Origin of the sequence: Bartonella sp. CL435QHHD, from assembly GCF_042195095.1 — a bacterium.
Taxonomy (GTDB): domain Bacteria; phylum Pseudomonadota; class Alphaproteobacteria; order Rhizobiales; family Rhizobiaceae; genus Bartonella.
Genome location: NZ_JBHINS010000076.1, coordinates 74341 through 90502, shown reverse-complemented (window position 1 = coordinate 90502; position 16162 = coordinate 74341). Strand labels below are relative to the sequence as shown.

Sequence of the window (16162 nt, the reverse complement as noted above, 5' to 3'; positions counted from 1 at the left end):
CATAAGAATTGATGTATAATTCGCTATCAGAGTTTTTCTTTTCTTAAAAATGATCCCTTAAATTAAAATGAAAAACATACTGAGCAAAATGGACCTTTACTTTGAAAATTACTGTATAGCTTGAATACCGCCTTATAACAAGAATATAAAGGTTTTTAGAGATTTAATGGTTATTTTAAAAGATTTATAGATTTAGCCTGATATCTGTAGTCAAGCTCCTATTTTTTAATAGGGCCATATAAACCAATAAAATACGACAACTCCTATTGAATAACCGGCGCTCCTATTAAAATACCTAAACCAGCATCATCGATATATTACAGAGAAAAATATGATAAACATCTCTTACCTTTCAATAACACACGCATTTATTGAGAGTTTCATTTATCACTCATTATCACGTTAATCTAGTGATATCTTTTCTATGATACAATCATGAGTAAGCTAAACTTATAAAAAAACAAACTAACTCTTTAATGATGAAGCTTTTTTCACCACTCAATAAAAACATTCTAAGGTTATAGTCATAAAAGAAGTTTTGGCATAAATAAGGAGATTTTCAGTAATAATGTTTGGTTAAACTTAAATGGAAACTCGTGAAAGCTGTAAAATCAAAGAGAAAACTGATTTCCTAAATAAATTCTGCGTACATCAACGTTGTTGATAATATCGTTAGGACAACCGTGAACTAACACCCGCCCTGTATGAATAATATAAGCGCGATCGACAAGCCCTAATGTCTCACGCACATTATGATCCGTTATTAAAACACCAATGCCACGCTTCGTTAAATGACGAATAAGTTGTTGAATATCGAAAATAGCGATAGGATCAATTCCTGCAAATGGTTCATCAAGTAACATAAAATGGGGACGAGAAGCTAAAGCGCGCGCAATTTCAAGTCGCCGACGTTCACCTCCAGATAACGAAAGTGCAGACATTTTACGTAAATGATCAATTTTAAATTCATGTAAAAGGCTATCTAACTCTTCACGCTGTTTAAGACGATCTTTTTCAACGACCTCTAAAACAGCTTTAATGTTATTTTCTACTGAAAGACCACGAAAAATAGACGCTTCCTGTGGAAGATATCCAATACCTAAACGCGCACGTCGATACATCGGAAGATGCGTAATATCAAATCCATCAATTTTAATGGATCCTCCATCAGATTTTATAAGCCCCGTAACCATATAAAAACAAGTTGTTTTACCTGCCCCATTGGGCCCTAAAATGCCAACGGCTTCTCCCGTACGAATGCCAAAAGAAACACCATTAACAGTTCGCCTTCCTCGATAAACTTTAATCAAATTACTGGCAATCAAGGTCCCTTTTAAGGGGTTTTTTGAAGCTTCACTTTCAAGATTATACCTATCGGTCTGTTTTTTTATTTTGATTCCAAACATGAAATCTTAATGACCATTCTTTTGATTTTGTTTTAAAATAATAGAAACACGACCTTTTTTCTTAGGTGTCTCACAACCTTCTAAAAAAGCCTTTCCGCTTTCCATATTTGCCGTTAGTTTGCACCCGGTTGCCACATTGTCACCATCAGTTAACACAACATGATTCCCTGTCAAACTCATCATTTTTGACTTTCCATCAAAAACGCCTTTATCACCCGTAGCAACTTGCGTAGCAATTTTTATATAAACTTTTCCTAAAGCTTCCATTTTTTGTATACTCGACGAACCAAATAAAGAAACAGATGATGCCTTTGTATTTTCCTGATTTTTATCAATTTCTTTATATGCTTTATCGTAGTAAACAACTAATTCTGCCGTTCTTAAAAGACGTTCACCTTGCACCACTGAAACATCACCCTTAAAAAGCGCTATCCCTTCTTTATCACGTATTTCCAAAGAATCTGCATGAAGTTCTACTGGTTCTTTATCGCTTGATAGACTTATTCCAAAATGGGCCACTTCAGCATATCCTAAAACTGCTCCTCCTCCTAACATTCCCATGCTAAAAGCCAACATCACACCTATCCATCTTTTGTACGATTTCATTATTTCAATTCTTTTGTTTGTATATACACATACTTCTCTTTATAAATATCCTTTAAAGATTTGTATTGATATTGCGTTATTGCTTTTGAAGCACTAAATGCACTCCACCATGGAAATACATGTTTTTTCCTTTTTCTCGAATTTGTAAGGCGTTTGCGGCAAGATGAAAACCGGCTTGCTGAATATTAACACGTTGATCTGTTTTTAACTGTCCCTCGGATAAGTTAATACTAGCTGACATAAATTGTACCATCATCCCATCATTCGTCGTAATGGTGAATGGCTTGTCTAACTGTAAAAAACCATTAATGTTATCGTAAACCCCCCCTTGTGCTGCGAGAAAAATCTGTCTTTGTTGGCCCATAAATGCTCTAGCTGTAATGTTTTGCAACCCAATCATTCCAGCGTGTGTATGGTCTTGAAATGCCTTTTCTGCTTTAAGCCAATAAGGTTCATGAGCACGCGTATACCCTTCTAATTTTGGATTGAGCATCGTCAAATTCATCACGCCACTTTCTCCATTGTTCAAAGGCATAGAATCAGAAGTAATGGGAACCAAGAAAAACGTAAACCAGCAAAAAACCAGCGCTGAAATCAACGCTAAGAGAGGTAAAAAGATTTTTAATATGCTAATGCGACGCGAATGACGGGATGCTTTTTTTAAAACATCTCCACAAGATGATTGCGTTGAAAAGGCTTCATAATGATTGTGTACGGACATACTCTCCTGATCTCTTAAATACTCCGCATTTTTAATCTGTATAACCTTTATAGAAGGTATTTTCAAATTTTGTTTCTTGCAATTTGTTTTTTCTTGATTTTATTTTGCTTTTATCCGTTTATATATTGTAATATGCATGGAGTGCACAATTACAAAATTTTTTTGTGTGAAAGTGAGGCTATTGTGGTAAAATCAGAGCTTGTGCAAATTATCGCTCGTCATAACCCGCATCTTTTTCAACGGGATGTGGAGAATATTGTAAACGCTATTTTTGAGGAAATTGCAACAGCACTTGCAAATGGCAATCGCGTTGAACTTCGTGGATTTGGAGCTTTTTCTGTAAAAAGCCGTTCAGCCCGTAATGGACGTAATCCACGAACAGGTGAAGCTGTTTCTGTTGAAGAAAAGTGGATTCCTTTTTTTAAAACTGGCAAGGATTTACGCGACCGTCTTAATCAGTGAGAAACTTATGATAATTAAACGTATTCTTCTAACAAGTATCGGTGTGATTCTCGCAGCGGTTTTGATTGTTTTTATCGTGGCTAATCGTCAAATGGTTCCGTTAACCCTTGATCCTTTTCGAGCAAATCCTGAAAGTTTTACTTATCATGCTCCCCTCTTTATATGGCTCTTTATTTTCTTTGGTTTTGGTATTTTATTAGGAAATCTGATAAGTTGGTTTTCCTATCACAAATACAAAAAAGCTCTCAAAAAAAGTAAAGCCGAGATTGAAAAATTGAAAACATCTATCACAAATCTGGTGTAATGGTATTTAAATGAAATCTTTTCTCTTTAGTATTTTATATTCAGTACAGAGTTAAAAGTGCTCTTTTTCTTTTTTTATACATGTTTTAATTGACTTTAGCTTTTTTGCACTTTTACGAAACATTTAAGAGCTTTATAATATCTTTTTATACCTCATATACCGTGATACAAAACATGCCCGCACAATACTTTCAATCCTCCCATAACAATAGATATCCGCAGGAAAAGTTGCCCCTTATTTTAGAAACGGGTATAAGCGAAAACTATGCTCTCATTGATTCTGGTCATGGACAAAAATTAGAACGTTATGGAGCTTACCGCATTATTCGACCAGAAGGTCAAGCACTATGGAAACCCGCTTTACCTCAACAACAATGGGCTGATGTTGATGCTATTTTCACAGGAAACCTTGATGAAGAAGGGGTTGGGCGTTGGCATTTTCCTAAAAAGCCACTTGATGAAACATGGGCTCTTGCTTGGAATGGATTGTCTTTTCTAGGCCGTTTTACTTCCTTTCGTCATGTGGGGGTTTTTCCTGAACAAGATGCCCATTGGCGCTCTATGGAAGAACAAATTGTTCAAGCCAAACGCCCTATAAAATTGTTGAATCTTTTTGGCTATACAGGTATTGCCTCTTTGATTGGAGCACGAGCGGGTGCGAATGTTACCCATGTTGATGCTTCTAAAAAAGCCATTGCGTGGGCAAAAGCTAATCAAGAAAGAGCAAGATTACCAGATCATTCTATTCGCTGGATTTGCGATGATGCTATGAAATTTGTCGAGCGTGAACTGCGTCGTAAAAAAAGCTATGATATGATTCTTCTTGATCCCCCTGCTTATGGGCGTGGACCCCATGGTGAAATTTGGCAACTGTTTGATCATTTACCCGCCATGATCACAAATTGTCGTAAACTTCTCTCTGATAAACCGCTTTCTGTTGTCCTTACAGCTTATTCTATTCGTGCTTCCTTCTTTGCACTTCATGCTTTAATGCGTGATGCATTTGTAAATCTTGGTGGTACGGTCGAATCAGGAGAACTCATTTTGCGTGAAGAAGTTGCAGGACGTGCTCTTTCTACTTCTCTTTTTAGCCGTTGGATTGCTTGAATATGTGTAGACCTAAAACTGGTAGAGTGAAAGAAATTACCTCTCTTAGCAACCCCATCATAAAAGATCTTAAAGCACTTAGCCAAAAGAAAAACCGTAATAGAGAAGGTCTTTTCATGGCAGAAGGATTGAAATTGGTCATTGATGCTCTCAATCTTGGCTGGACAATACAGACGCTTATTTTTTCTAAAAGTAAAATCGGTAATGCTACTATCGAAAATACTGCCGCACGTGCTGTAGCCAACGGTGGTTTTGTTATTAAAGCCTCACAAAAGGTTATGGAATCACTTACCCGACGCGATAACCCACAAACAGTTATTGGTATTTTCAAGCAAAAATGGCACTCTTTTGAAATGATAAAAGGACAGATTAAAGATGTTTACATCGCGCTTGATCGTGTGCGTGATCCTGGAAACCTTGGTACCATTATTCGAACCGCTGATGCTGTAGGTGCTAAAGGTGTTATTTTAATTGGTGAAACAACAGACCCTTTCTCGCCTGAAACGGTCCGTGCAACCATGGGATCTATTTTCTCTGTACCACTTTATCGTTTTGATGAAAGCGCCTTTTTAAACTGGTCTTCTCACTTTAAAGGTATGATCGTTGGAACACACCTCAAAGGATCTCTGGATTATCGCACACTTGACTTCAAAAATGGCCCTATTATCCTTTTAATGGGGAATGAAAAACAGGGATTATCAGATCTTCTTACGAATCGGTGTGATAAACTTACGCGTATTCCACAAAGCGGACGAGCAGACTCGCTTAATCTAGCTGTAGCAACAGCTGTTATGCTTTATGAAATCCGTCGCCCCTATTTAATACTGGAACCATGTGAGGAAAAACATGATTCGTAAATCACTCCCTTTTCTTCTCTTGGGCTTGGCTTTTACAGTAGTACTTGATCAAGCTGTCAAATACTGGGTTATGCACAATATGCCTTTAGGAACAGAAATTTCGCTTATTCCTTTTCTTTCCCTTTATCATGTGCGCAATTCTGGCATTGCATTTTCGTTTTTTTCTTCCTTTTCTCAGTGGGGAATCATCGCCATCACGATCATTGTGATTATCTTCCTTCTATGGTTATGGAAAAATACTGAATATAATAAGTATTTAATGCGCTTTGGCCTTATTTTTATTATTGGAGGAGCCATCGGCAATCTCATTGATCGTATTCGCTTTCATCATGTCACTGATTATATACTTTTTCATATTGATGATATTTTTTATTTTGCTATTTTCAACCTTGCAGATAGTTTTATCACTCTCGGTGTTATTGCCATCCTTATTGAAGAATTGCGTACTTGGATGAAAGGAAGGCGTCATTCCAATAGTACATCTCCTCATTGATATGTTCATTGCCTTAGAAAACAGAGAGCTTTGATCATCACAAGTCTGATTACGCATTGATTTCTCTTAATCAATTCTTGTTGCTCGTCATTTCACGTGTTTCTCTTCATGGGACGATAAGATCTTACTTTCTTTTCAACTTCACATTTCTACACTTAGTTAGTGCAAAAGAAATGAACTCAAATAGAAATCAATATTTTTTATCCATGTGTCCTACATCATAATTTTTGAGGAGATATTTCACAGCATTTAAAGTTCCATTTATTTAATTAGAACAATTGCTTTTCGTATGTTTTTTAGTTTTTACAGATATCGCTTTTACAGAGCCTTTCTTAAGTGCTTCATTTAAAAACTCTCCTTTTTTATTTTATATATTGTTTAATAAAAAACATTTTTTCAACTATTTTCAATGGTGTCTTGTTAAAGCAACATATTGATTATAAATATAAATTACCTTTTTTCATATTGAATAAAAGCCCTTAATAGCCTAAATCTCTTTTATTTGGAATCTGTTCATGTTGAATCCATAAAAACCATGTCTCTTGCAAGACACAAGCAAGTTAATAATCTTGATTAATATAAACAGATTTGAAACCAGAGAAGCTTGCGATATTCAGAGTATCATTTAGTACTCAAAAAGACAATTTATCATTACATATCAATATATTATATAAAATCCAATTCAATAGCTCTTAATAACCGTGCAAAACAGATGCAATATTGGAAGTTGAAAATAGTGTGATGATACTTGCCGCTCTTCTCATAAACGCAAAAATAGTGAATATTTTATAAGGGATTGTATTACATAGTTTCTGTGAATAATAGAAAATTTTTTGAATGTAGTCTTTTTATCTTGCAAAAATATGGCAAAAAATGGAAATATTTTTTATTAAAATGAACTATTTCCTTACCAATTTGTAAGGTTCCTTCTTCATATAAATCTCTTGTAATTTTTAAATAAATCTCCATAATAAGAGCATATATGCTGGAATTCTGTCAGTGATTCTTAAGGGTTTTTGTATTTGCCCAATTAAGGCTTATACCAAGCTTATCTGTGTAATGACAGAGACACTTTTAAAGCCCTATACCTGACAGAACATATGCTAAAGGATTTTATATTATGGCTAATTTTAAAGATTTACGTTCGGCACCTGCTTCTCATGCCGATGCATCAATTGATCAGGGATTACGCGACTATATGTTGGGTGTCTACAATGCAATGGCCATTGGTTTGCTTATTACAGCTGCTGCCGCTTATGCAATTGTATCATTAGCAACGACAACAGATATGAGCCAAGCAGCAGCTCAAATCAATAGCAGTGTTTATCTAACACCACTTGGAGTAACATTTTATACATCGCCATTCTCTTATATTGTTATGTTTGCACCACTCATAGCAGTCTTATTCCTCAGTTTTAAAATTAATACATTGAGCACAAATGCTGCTCGTAGTCTCTTTTTTGGTTATGCTGCTCTGGTTGGTCTTTCACTGTCTTCAATCGTTTTGCGCTATACGACAGAAAGTGTTGTGCAAACCTTTGTCATTTCCGCCGCAACTTTTGGAGCTCTTTCACTTTATGGATACACAACAAAGCGTGATCTCACAGCAATCGGTTCCTTCTTATTCATCGGATTGATCGGCTTGTTTCTTTCCATGATTGTGAACATTTTTCTTGGATCAAGCGCTTTGCAGTTTGCTATCTCTGTGATTGGTGTTTTTATCTTTGCTGGTTTAACAGCCTACGATACCCAGAGCATTAAGTTGATGTATTATGAAGGAGATGAAAGCGATACCAGAGGACGTAAAGTTATTATGGGCGCGTTGAATCTTTATCTTGATTTCATTAATATGTTTGTCTTCTTGCTACAGTTTCTTGGCTCAAACCGTGATTGATTGCAAAAATCATAACTTAATTAAAGAACCTTGTTTCTAAAAGAGACAAGGTTCTTTTGTTTTTAGTGTAAGTCTTTACCCTTGGCCTCTTAGGGACTATTCTTTTCGTAAAATGACAAAAATACCTTATAAGCAAAAATTCCCTTGGTTTACCGGTTTTATCCAACAAAAACTCCACAGCTCCCTTTTTAATGCAATTCACAGCCGCTCTCATCATCAATCAAACATCATCAATCAAAATAGTAATTATGATCTGACCGTTGCTTCCTATAATGTGCATAAATGTGTAGGTGTTGATAAAATTTTTAATCCTACAAGAATTGTCCGTGTTATTACTGAATTACAAGTTGATATTCTTGCTCTTCAAGAAGCAGATAAACGTTTTGGGGAACGCATTGGTTTGATTAATCTTCAGCTATTAAAAGCTGAAACCGGTTTGATTCCTGTACCTCTTAATACTATGTCACCTCATGGCCATGGTTGGCATGGGAATGCTCTTTTTTTGCGAAAGGGATATGTACGTGATACTTTACAAGTCACTCTTCCTAGTATTGAACCACGTGGGGCTGTAGTTGTAGAGTTGGAAATGGAAGCAGGCCCTATTCGTATTATTGCGGCTCATTTTGGCTTATTACGTTACTCTCGTAAACAACAAACAAAAATGCTCCTTGAAATTTTCCAAAAACGCCCCCTTATGCCTACACTCCTTATAGGAGATTTTAATGAATGGCGGATGGGAAAAGGCTCATCTTTAAATCATTTTTCTCCCTATTTTGATAGCACTTTTGAAGTTGTACCAAGCTTTCCCTCTCGCTTTCCTTTTTTAGCCCTTGATAGAGTTTTTTCTTTTCCCCACCAATTGGTAACAAGTATTGAAAATCATCATTCACCGCTTGCACGCATTGCTTCAGATCATTTGCCTATCAAAGCCTATCTTAATCTTTCTAACGCAATCAACATTCTTAAAAATAAATAAAAAAATTAATGTGCCTCATCCCAATTTTGAGCCGTCATGACTTTTACTTCAAGCGGTACAGATAAAGATAGAACCGGTATTGTAGCATTTTCCATAACATTTTTAACAACAGTCATGGTTTTTTTACTTTCTTCTTCTGGTACTTCAAAAATCAGTTCATCATGCACTTGCAGCAACATTTTTGCTGATAGTTTTTCTTCTTTTAAAGCATCTTCCATATGTATCATAGCGCGGCGAATAATATCGGCCGCAGAACCTTGAATTGGAGCATTGATAGCTGCTCGCTCATTAAGAGAACGAATTTTTACATTCTTTGCTTTTATTTCTGGATAATGGATACGACGTCCAAAAATTGTTTCTACATAACCATTTTCACGTGCAAAGATTTTAGTTTTCTCCATATAATCTTTAATTCCTGGAAATCTTTCAAAATACAGTTGAATATAACGACCCGCTTCTTGGCGTGAAATTCCCAATTGATTAGCTAATCCAAAAGCTGAAATACCATAAATAATACCAAAATTAATCGCTTTTGCACGCCGTCGTATATCTGAATGCATTCCTTCTATCGCAACACCAAACATTTGTGATGCCGTTATAGCGTGAATATCATGCCCTTTAGCAAAAGCTTCTTTTAATGCTTTTATATCCGCAATATGTGCAAGAATGCGCAACTCAATCTGACTATAATCAGCAGAAAGTAACACACGTCCTTTGGGAGCAATAAAAGCTGTTCGGATTTTACGCCCTTCAGCAGTTCGCACTGGAATATTTTGCAAATTTGGCTCTGATGATGATAACCGACCTGTTGATGTTATTGCCAAAGAATAATTCGTGTGAACTCGCCCTGTTTTTGAAAAAATATAAGAAGGCAAGGCATCTGTATAGGTAGATTTTAGCTTTGCAAGTTGACGCCACTCAATAATTTTACGCGGTAAAATATGACCTTCAGCAGCCAACTCTTCTAAAGTCTGTGCAGAAGTTGACCATTGTCCACCCTTAGTTTTGGCGCCTCCAGGCAATCCCATTTTGCCAAAAAGGATATCCCCTAATTGCTTTGGCGAAGCAATATTAAACTTTTCATCAGCTTGTTTGTAAATTTCCTCTTCTAGAATCAAAGCAGCTTGTGCCAACTCTCCGGAAAGACGCAATAAAATCTGCCTATCAATAAGAATCCCCCGTTCTTCCATTCTTGCAAGAACTTTTACAAGGGGTCGATCAAGACGCTCATAAATTTTTGTCATCCCACGAGCAACAAGTTGTGGTTTCAATACTTGCCAAAGGCGTAGCTTTATATCAGCATCTTCCGCCGCATAAAGGGTTGCTTGTTTTAAATCTACTTGTGCAAAAGAAGTAATTTTTTTTCCGTTATGCGTTAAATCTTTATAGGCAATTGGTTTATGCTCAAGCCAACGTTCAGACAAATCATCCATATTATGGGTTAAAGTTCCAGCATCAAAAGCATATGATAAAAGCATAGTGTCGTCAAAAGAGCTTATCATAATGTCGTATTGCTTCATCACCAACCAATCATATTTTATATTATGACCAATTTTTAACACCGCTGAATCTTCTAATATCGGTTTTAAAAGTGCTAAAGCTTTTCGGGCCTCAATCTGTGAGGCAATGCGCCCGCCCCTCAAAAGGTCCTCTTCTCCTTCATCAAAATGTTCAAGAGGTATATAAGCTGCTTTTTCCGGCTGTAATGCGAGTGAAAAACCAACAAGCTTTGCTTGCATCGGATCAAGAGATGTTGTTTTAGTATCAAAAGCGAAAAAACCCTGCTCCTGTGCTTGTGATAACCACTCTTTTAAAATTTTCTCATCAAGAATTGTTGTATAAGCAGCTCTTGTAATTTTTTGAGTCAGCGCTTGATCTTTACGTTTTTGTGCAAAAACTTGTGGAGAATTTTCAGAAAAACTATGAAGAGATGCGTGCTCAGTATTCTTGATCTCAGAATCATGCCTGGGGCTTAGTTTTTCCCATTCAACATCTATATCAAGTGCGTCAATAACAGCTGCATCGCATGACGTTGCCTCTGCCACGCGACGCGTTAATGTTGAAAACTCCATCGCTTTCAAAAAAGCAATTAAACGTGGACCATCTTGTGGCTCCAAAACAAAATCATCTAAATCATTATCTATAGGAACATCTGTTTTAAGCCTGACAAGTTCACGAGACATTTTAACTTGTTCTCTATAAGCTTGAATGTTTTCACGCCGTTTTGTTTGTTTAATTTCTGTTACGCGTTGCAATAAAAGATCAAGAGAACCAAATTCATTTAATAACTGAGCTGCAGTTTTTGGACCAATGCCTGGAATACCCGGTACATTATCTGTTGAATCTCCAATTAATGCTTGTAAATCAATCATTTTTTCAGGCGCAACACCCCATTTTTCTATAACTTCTGAGATACCTATATGCTTATCTTTCATTCCATCATACAAAGATACATGCGTATTTACGAGTTGCATAAGATCCTTATCAGAAGAAATAATGGTTGTTTTTGCCCCAACCTTTGTTGCAAATTTTGCATAGGTAGCAATTAAATCATCCGCTTCAAAGCCTTCCTTTTCAATACAAGGCAAATTAAAAGCCTTCGTTGCTTGGCGTATTAGCGCGAATTGAGGAATTAGATCTTCAGGAGGTTCAGCGCGATTCGCTTTATATTCAGGATAAATTTGTTTCCGAAAAGTATCAGATGAATAATCAAAAATAACAGCAAAATGTGTTGGAACAACACCCGTAGCTGTATTACGAGCATCACATAGTAATTTCCATAACATATTGCAAAAACCAGCTACTGCTCCTACAGGAAGTCCATCCTTTTTACGTTTTAAAGGCGGTAAAGCATAATAAGCACGAAAAACATAGCCTGATCCGTCAACCAAAAAAAGATGATCTGCTGCTTTCATTACAATTTTTTCTCCATTTCAGCTAAAAAAACAATTTGTCCTTATATATTTTTTCACTTTGCCTCTAAAAAGCCATTTTTTCTTTTCATAAGACATGAAGTCGTTGCATTTTATATTAAGTACCTAGAGCTTTTCTTTGCTGTTACAGGATTAATAGCTTTCATTTTGCTCCTCCTATGATAGCTGAGGTACGATGTAGCGACAGGGTCGTTGTGGTGTTCCCCTCCCCACAACGACCGTTTTTTTTGACATCGATATTCTTTAATTTCAATCGTGACTTTTTTAGAGAAAAGATGATGTTATTCATGAATTTTGAAATTATTCCACAGAGCTTTTTCACCCATTTTGTAGATAAAATCAGCGTGTAACTTTTTTTCTTGCGTACTCAATCTTGAAGGTAAAGCCTGTGGGCGAATTTTAACGGCATAAGATGTATCTTTATCATTCTGGATATGTTCATCAACACCCCTTCTGTTATCAAAACCCAATACACCTTGTTTTCCACCGATAAGCTCAATATAAACATCGGCTAGAATCTCTGCATCAAGCAAAGCACCATGAAGAACACGATGGCTGTTATCAATTCCAAAACGTTTGCATAAAATATCAAGAGAATTAGGACCCATAGGAAATTTACGCCGCGCCATAGCCAGTGTATCAAGAATATTATCAACACTGATAAGCGGTTTGTTGACACGTTTTAATTCTGCATTAATAAAACCAATATCAAAACTCGCATTATGCGCAATCATTGTCGCGTCTTTGATAAATTCTAAAAACTCATCAACAATATCACTAAAACTTTTCTCGTTTTTTAGGCGTTCATTGGTTAATCCGTGAATTGCTACAACTTCATCAGGAATAATAACGCCTTCAGGGTTTAAATAAACATGAAATTGGCGTCCTGTGAGATAACGATCAACCATTTCTACACAACCAATTTCGATTATGCGATCTTTTTCTTTATCTAAACCTGTTGTTTCTGTATCAAAAATAATTTCCCGCATAACTTCAATTCTTTAGTTTTTTTATTACATCAAAAACCTGTTGACGTGTATTCTCTAAATCTTTCCCTGTATCAATAATAAAATCAGCACGTTCTCGTTTTTTTTCATCTGGCATTTGTTGAGCATTGATAAAGGCAAATTTTTTCTCATTCATACCTTGGCGAATCATGACACGTTCTTTTTGTATTTCTGGTGGAGCAGAAACAACAATAACGCTATCCACACGACTTTCACCATTTTTTTCAAACAAAAGTGGAATATCAAGAATAACGAATTTTTTCCCTTGTTCACGCGCTATATCAATAAATTCCCTTTCTTTTTCTTGCACCAAAGGATGAATTATTTTTTCTAATGTTTGTAATTTTTCTTTATCATCAATCAAAATTTCAGAAAGTTTCAAACGGTTAACTTCACCGTTTTCAACAACACCAGGAAAAATACGCTCTATGAATGACAAAGCTGGCTCACTTTTATAAAGCTGTTTTACTGCTTCATCAGCACTAAAAACAGAAATACCCGCTTGCTTGAAAAAATCAGCAACTGTTGATTTTCCCATAGCAATTGATCCCGTTAATCCTATGATCTTCATTCTCTTTTTTCACTCATATCCTCTAAAATAGCTGTCCGTAAAGCTTTTGTTACCTGTGGTCTTATTCCAAACCACTGTTCAAACCCTATAACAGCCTGATGTAGAAGCATCCCAAGTCCATTAACCGTCTTGAGATCACAAGCCTTTGCCTGTTGTAAAAAAGGAGTTATCAATGGTGTATAAATAATATCTGTTACTAACGCCGTTTTTTTTGCTTTATGAAAATCGCAAAAAAAAGAATCACTTTTTTCTTCTGGATTTTTTATACCAATAGAGGTTGTATTAACAATCAAATCAGCTTGATGAAGTATTTCATGGATTTTATGCCAATCGTAAACTTTAATGATTTTTCCAAAATGCTGAGCTAAATTATCAGCACGTTGTTTTGTACGGTTAATCAGATAAATCTGTTCAAATCCGCGTTTTTTTAAGGCATATATGATAGCGCGTGCGGCACCACCTGCTCCAAAAACAAGAGCTGTTTCCCCTCCCCAATCAGATGCAAAATCATCAAGATTAGCGCTAAAACCATAGGCATCGCTATTCGTGGCACAAAGCTTATCTCCTTCATACCAAAGTGTATTAACAGCACCAATCATTGTTGCTCTCTCATCTTTATAATCTGCTAAACGAAAAGCTTCCTGTTTATAAGGTAAAGTAACATTTCCTCCACAAAAGCCTATTTTTTGTAAAGACGCAATAAAATGACTGAATTCTTCAGATGTTACTTCTTGTGCAAGATATTCTCCTTGTAAACCATATTGTTTAAGCCAAAAATTGTGAATTTTTGGCGATTTTGAATGATGAATTGGAGAACCAACAACAAAAGCACGCGGATAATTTGTTTTTTTTATTGTTAAGTCAACCATCAATAATTCCTAAGTGGCGCAGTTTTATGAGTAGAGGCAGTAAAGGTAAACCAACAATGGTAAAAAAATCTCCTTCAATTTTTTCAAAGAGATGAATTCCTTCTCCTTCAATTTGATATACTCCCACGCTGTTTAAAACATCTTTTCCTACGCGTGCTAAATAACGTTCAATAAATTCTGATGAGAGTAAACGGACGGACATATGTGCACTAAAAGCTTCAACCCAAATTTTTTGACCATTTTTAAATAAAGCTACCGCACTATGAAGAGAATGGGTTTTTCCTGATAATTCACATAAACGTTGATGTGCTTCTTTTATATTTGTTGCTTTGTGAAAAACTTGACCTTCAAAATCAAGAACTTGATCACAACCAATAACGAAAGCATCAGGAAAACGATCTGAAACATTTTTTGCTTTTGCGCTCGCAAGAAAACAGCTGAGTTCTTTAGGTGTTTTTTCTTTTGCTTTTTTTTCTACTTCTCTTTCATCAAAAGAAGCTCCTTCAATGGAAAAATTTAAGCCTGCTTTTTTTAATAATTTTGCACGATAAAAACTAAGAGATGCTAATATTAACGTATCTGCGTTCATGAGAATTTTCTCTCATTTCCTTCACGAAATCGTGATAACAGTTCAAATATTGCAGCAGCAGTTTCTTCAATAGAACGTCTTGTGACATCAATAATAGGCCAACCAAAACGTTCGCAAATGCGTTTTGCATAGATTAATTCTTCAGCTATGTTGATACGATTTGTATAATTATCAAGAGCAAAACTTTCTCCCAAATCTCGATTTTGGCGGATATGTGAGATTCTTTCAGCTGAAGCAATTAAACCAATAATTAAAGAATTTTTTGCCTCTAAAAGGGATTCTGGCAAATCAATATTAGGAATAAGAGGAATATTAGCCGTTTTTATTCCGCGATTTGCTAAATAGATACTTGTTGGCGTTTTAGAGGTTCTTGAAATTCCCACAAGAATCACATCTGCTTCGGATAAGCTACTGGAAGACTGTCCATCATCATGCTCTATTGTAAAATCCAGTGCCTCAATACGGCGAAAATAATCCGCATTAAGATCATGTTGTGCGCTCGCACGTAAATGTGTTGGCATTCCAAGGTAAGACTGAAAAGCATTTAAAACAGGATGTAATATATCAATACAGGGAACTTTTATTTTTTTACACATTTTTTGAAGGAGAAGTTTAAATTCTTCATCAATCATTGTGTAAAGAACAATACCTGGTTCTTGTTGTATTTCATCAAGAGCTTTTTGTAACTGTATTCTATTACGAATCATAGGATAGATATGCTCTGTTGCCTGACTCATTGCATATTGCGATGCTACAGCTCTTCCAACAGAGATTAATGTTTCTCCCGTTGCATCAGAAAGCATGTGTAAATGAAAGAATTTTTTTTCTTTTGTCACAAAAATTTTAACTCCTTGTTAAGACATGTGTATATATCTTCACCATTTTTTATAAAACTAAAATTTAGAAGAAATTCTCCTTTTTTATGCACAAATTAAATGCTTGTGATAATTTAATCCCTCTTATAAAAAAAGAGGGGATAATATCTTTAAGATAGTGTTATTTTTATTCTTTTTTAACTTCCTTTTGTGGATAAAATTGAGGATAAATAATAATCCACACTAAACACAGTTATAAATAAGAATAATCCTTTCTTTAATATAAATTTATTAATATAAATTTCTGTAAAAATACTTTTGAATAGCATTTCATTAATGCTATAAATTTAACTTACATTTTTGTTATTAAAATAATTAAATACTATTTGGATTTTATATTTTTTCAAGTTTTTCATATAATTACTTAATATTACAGGAATAAATTTCATATAAATGGTACTTGCAGATTAAAAAAATTGAGTGTAGAATATTTTTTTCTTAATAATATTTCACTCATAAATTTCCATAAATTATTTAGAACAATCTTCTCCAT

16 protein-coding genes are annotated in these 16162 nt (G+C 35.3%); 7 read left to right on the top strand and 9 right to left on the bottom strand.

The features are described from left to right. Window positions 1-611 precede the first annotated feature (611 nt). The 3 genes from lptB to lptC form a co-directional block, all read right to left on the bottom strand. Window positions 612-1406: an LPS export ABC transporter ATP-binding protein gene (lptB, locus tag ACFILH_RS06325; RefSeq protein WP_273790190.1), complete on the bottom strand. Its 795-nt coding sequence runs from the start codon at window positions 1404-1406 to the stop codon at window positions 612-614. A gap of 6 nt (window positions 1407-1412) precedes the next feature. Continuing rightward, complete coding sequence (locus ACFILH_RS06320) at window positions 1413-2012, bottom strand: LptA/OstA family protein (protein WP_375643020.1); 600 nt, start codon at window positions 2010-2012, stop codon at window positions 1413-1415. Between the two features lie 76 nt (window positions 2013-2088). Next, window positions 2089-2733, bottom strand: coding sequence for an LPS export ABC transporter periplasmic protein LptC (gene lptC / locus ACFILH_RS06315; RefSeq protein WP_273790187.1), 645 nt, complete (start codon window positions 2731-2733; stop codon window positions 2089-2091). Window positions 2734-2916: 183 nt separating this feature from the next. Here lptC and ihfB point away from each other — a divergent pair, with 183 nt between their 5' ends. The 7 genes from ihfB (at window position 2917) to ACFILH_RS06280 (ending at window position 8825) form a co-directional block, all read left to right on the top strand. After that, window positions 2917-3195 (top strand): integration host factor subunit beta, encoded by a 279-nt coding sequence (gene ihfB, locus ACFILH_RS06310; protein ID WP_273790186.1) that lies wholly within the window; start codon window positions 2917-2919, stop codon window positions 3193-3195. 7 nt (window positions 3196-3202) lie between these two features. Further along, window positions 3203-3499, top strand: a complete 297-nt coding sequence (locus ACFILH_RS06305; protein WP_273790185.1) for a lipopolysaccharide assembly protein LapA domain-containing protein — start codon at window positions 3203-3205, stop codon at window positions 3497-3499. 173 nt (window positions 3500-3672) lie between these two features. Continuing rightward, complete coding sequence (locus ACFILH_RS06300) at window positions 3673-4605, top strand: class I SAM-dependent methyltransferase (RefSeq protein ID WP_375630616.1); 933 nt, start codon at window positions 3673-3675, stop codon at window positions 4603-4605. 2 nt (window positions 4606-4607) lie between these two features. Then, window positions 4608-5462 (top strand): TrmH family RNA methyltransferase, encoded by an 855-nt coding sequence (locus tag ACFILH_RS06295; RefSeq protein WP_375630618.1) that lies wholly within the window; start codon window positions 4608-4610, stop codon window positions 5460-5462. Beyond that, complete coding sequence (gene lspA, locus ACFILH_RS06290; protein ID WP_375630620.1) at window positions 5452-5955, top strand: signal peptidase II; 504 nt, start codon at window positions 5452-5454, stop codon at window positions 5953-5955. The genes ACFILH_RS06295 and lspA overlap by 11 nt, the downstream gene beginning before the upstream one ends. A gap of 1120 nt (window positions 5956-7075) precedes the next feature. Further along, window positions 7076-7849 (top strand): Bax inhibitor-1/YccA family protein, encoded by a 774-nt coding sequence (locus ACFILH_RS06285; protein WP_273790181.1) that lies wholly within the window; start codon window positions 7076-7078, stop codon window positions 7847-7849. A gap of 112 nt (window positions 7850-7961) precedes the next feature. Then, the gene (locus tag ACFILH_RS06280) at window positions 7962-8825 is read left to right on the top strand and encodes an endonuclease/exonuclease/phosphatase family protein (protein WP_375643022.1); all 864 of its coding nucleotides are present in this window, start codon (window positions 7962-7964) and stop codon (window positions 8823-8825) included. A gap of 5 nt (window positions 8826-8830) precedes the next feature. On the opposite strand, the gene polA is transcribed toward ACFILH_RS06280, so the two are convergent. The 6 genes from polA to ACFILH_RS06250 form a co-directional block, all read right to left on the bottom strand. Beyond that, on the bottom strand, window positions 8831-11740 hold the full coding sequence (gene polA, locus ACFILH_RS06275) for a DNA polymerase I (protein ID WP_375654293.1): 2910 nt from the start codon (window positions 11738-11740) through the stop codon (window positions 8831-8833). Between the two features lie 299 nt (window positions 11741-12039). Next, window positions 12040-12747 (bottom strand): DNA polymerase III subunit epsilon, encoded by a 708-nt coding sequence (gene dnaQ, locus ACFILH_RS06270; RefSeq protein WP_273790178.1) that lies wholly within the window; start codon window positions 12745-12747, stop codon window positions 12040-12042. A 4-nt stretch (window positions 12748-12751) separates the two neighbouring features. Next, window positions 12752-13336, bottom strand: a complete 585-nt coding sequence (coaE, locus tag ACFILH_RS06265) for a dephospho-CoA kinase (protein WP_273790177.1) — start codon at window positions 13334-13336, stop codon at window positions 12752-12754. Next, window positions 13333-14205, bottom strand: coding sequence for a shikimate dehydrogenase (locus ACFILH_RS06260; protein ID WP_375654294.1), 873 nt, complete (start codon window positions 14203-14205; stop codon window positions 13333-13335). The genes coaE and ACFILH_RS06260 overlap by 4 nt, the downstream gene beginning before the upstream one ends. Then, window positions 14198-14794: a Maf family nucleotide pyrophosphatase gene (locus ACFILH_RS06255; protein ID WP_375611343.1), complete on the bottom strand. Its 597-nt coding sequence runs from the start codon at window positions 14792-14794 to the stop codon at window positions 14198-14200. Before ACFILH_RS06255 ends, ACFILH_RS06260 begins: the two co-directional genes overlap by 8 nt. Then, a complete protein-coding gene (locus tag ACFILH_RS06250; RefSeq protein ID WP_273790174.1) occupies window positions 14791-15630 on the bottom strand; it encodes a pyruvate, water dikinase regulatory protein in 840 nt (279 codons plus the stop codon). The genes ACFILH_RS06255 and ACFILH_RS06250 overlap by 4 nt, the downstream gene beginning before the upstream one ends. Between the last annotated feature and the right edge of the window lie 532 nt (window positions 15631-16162).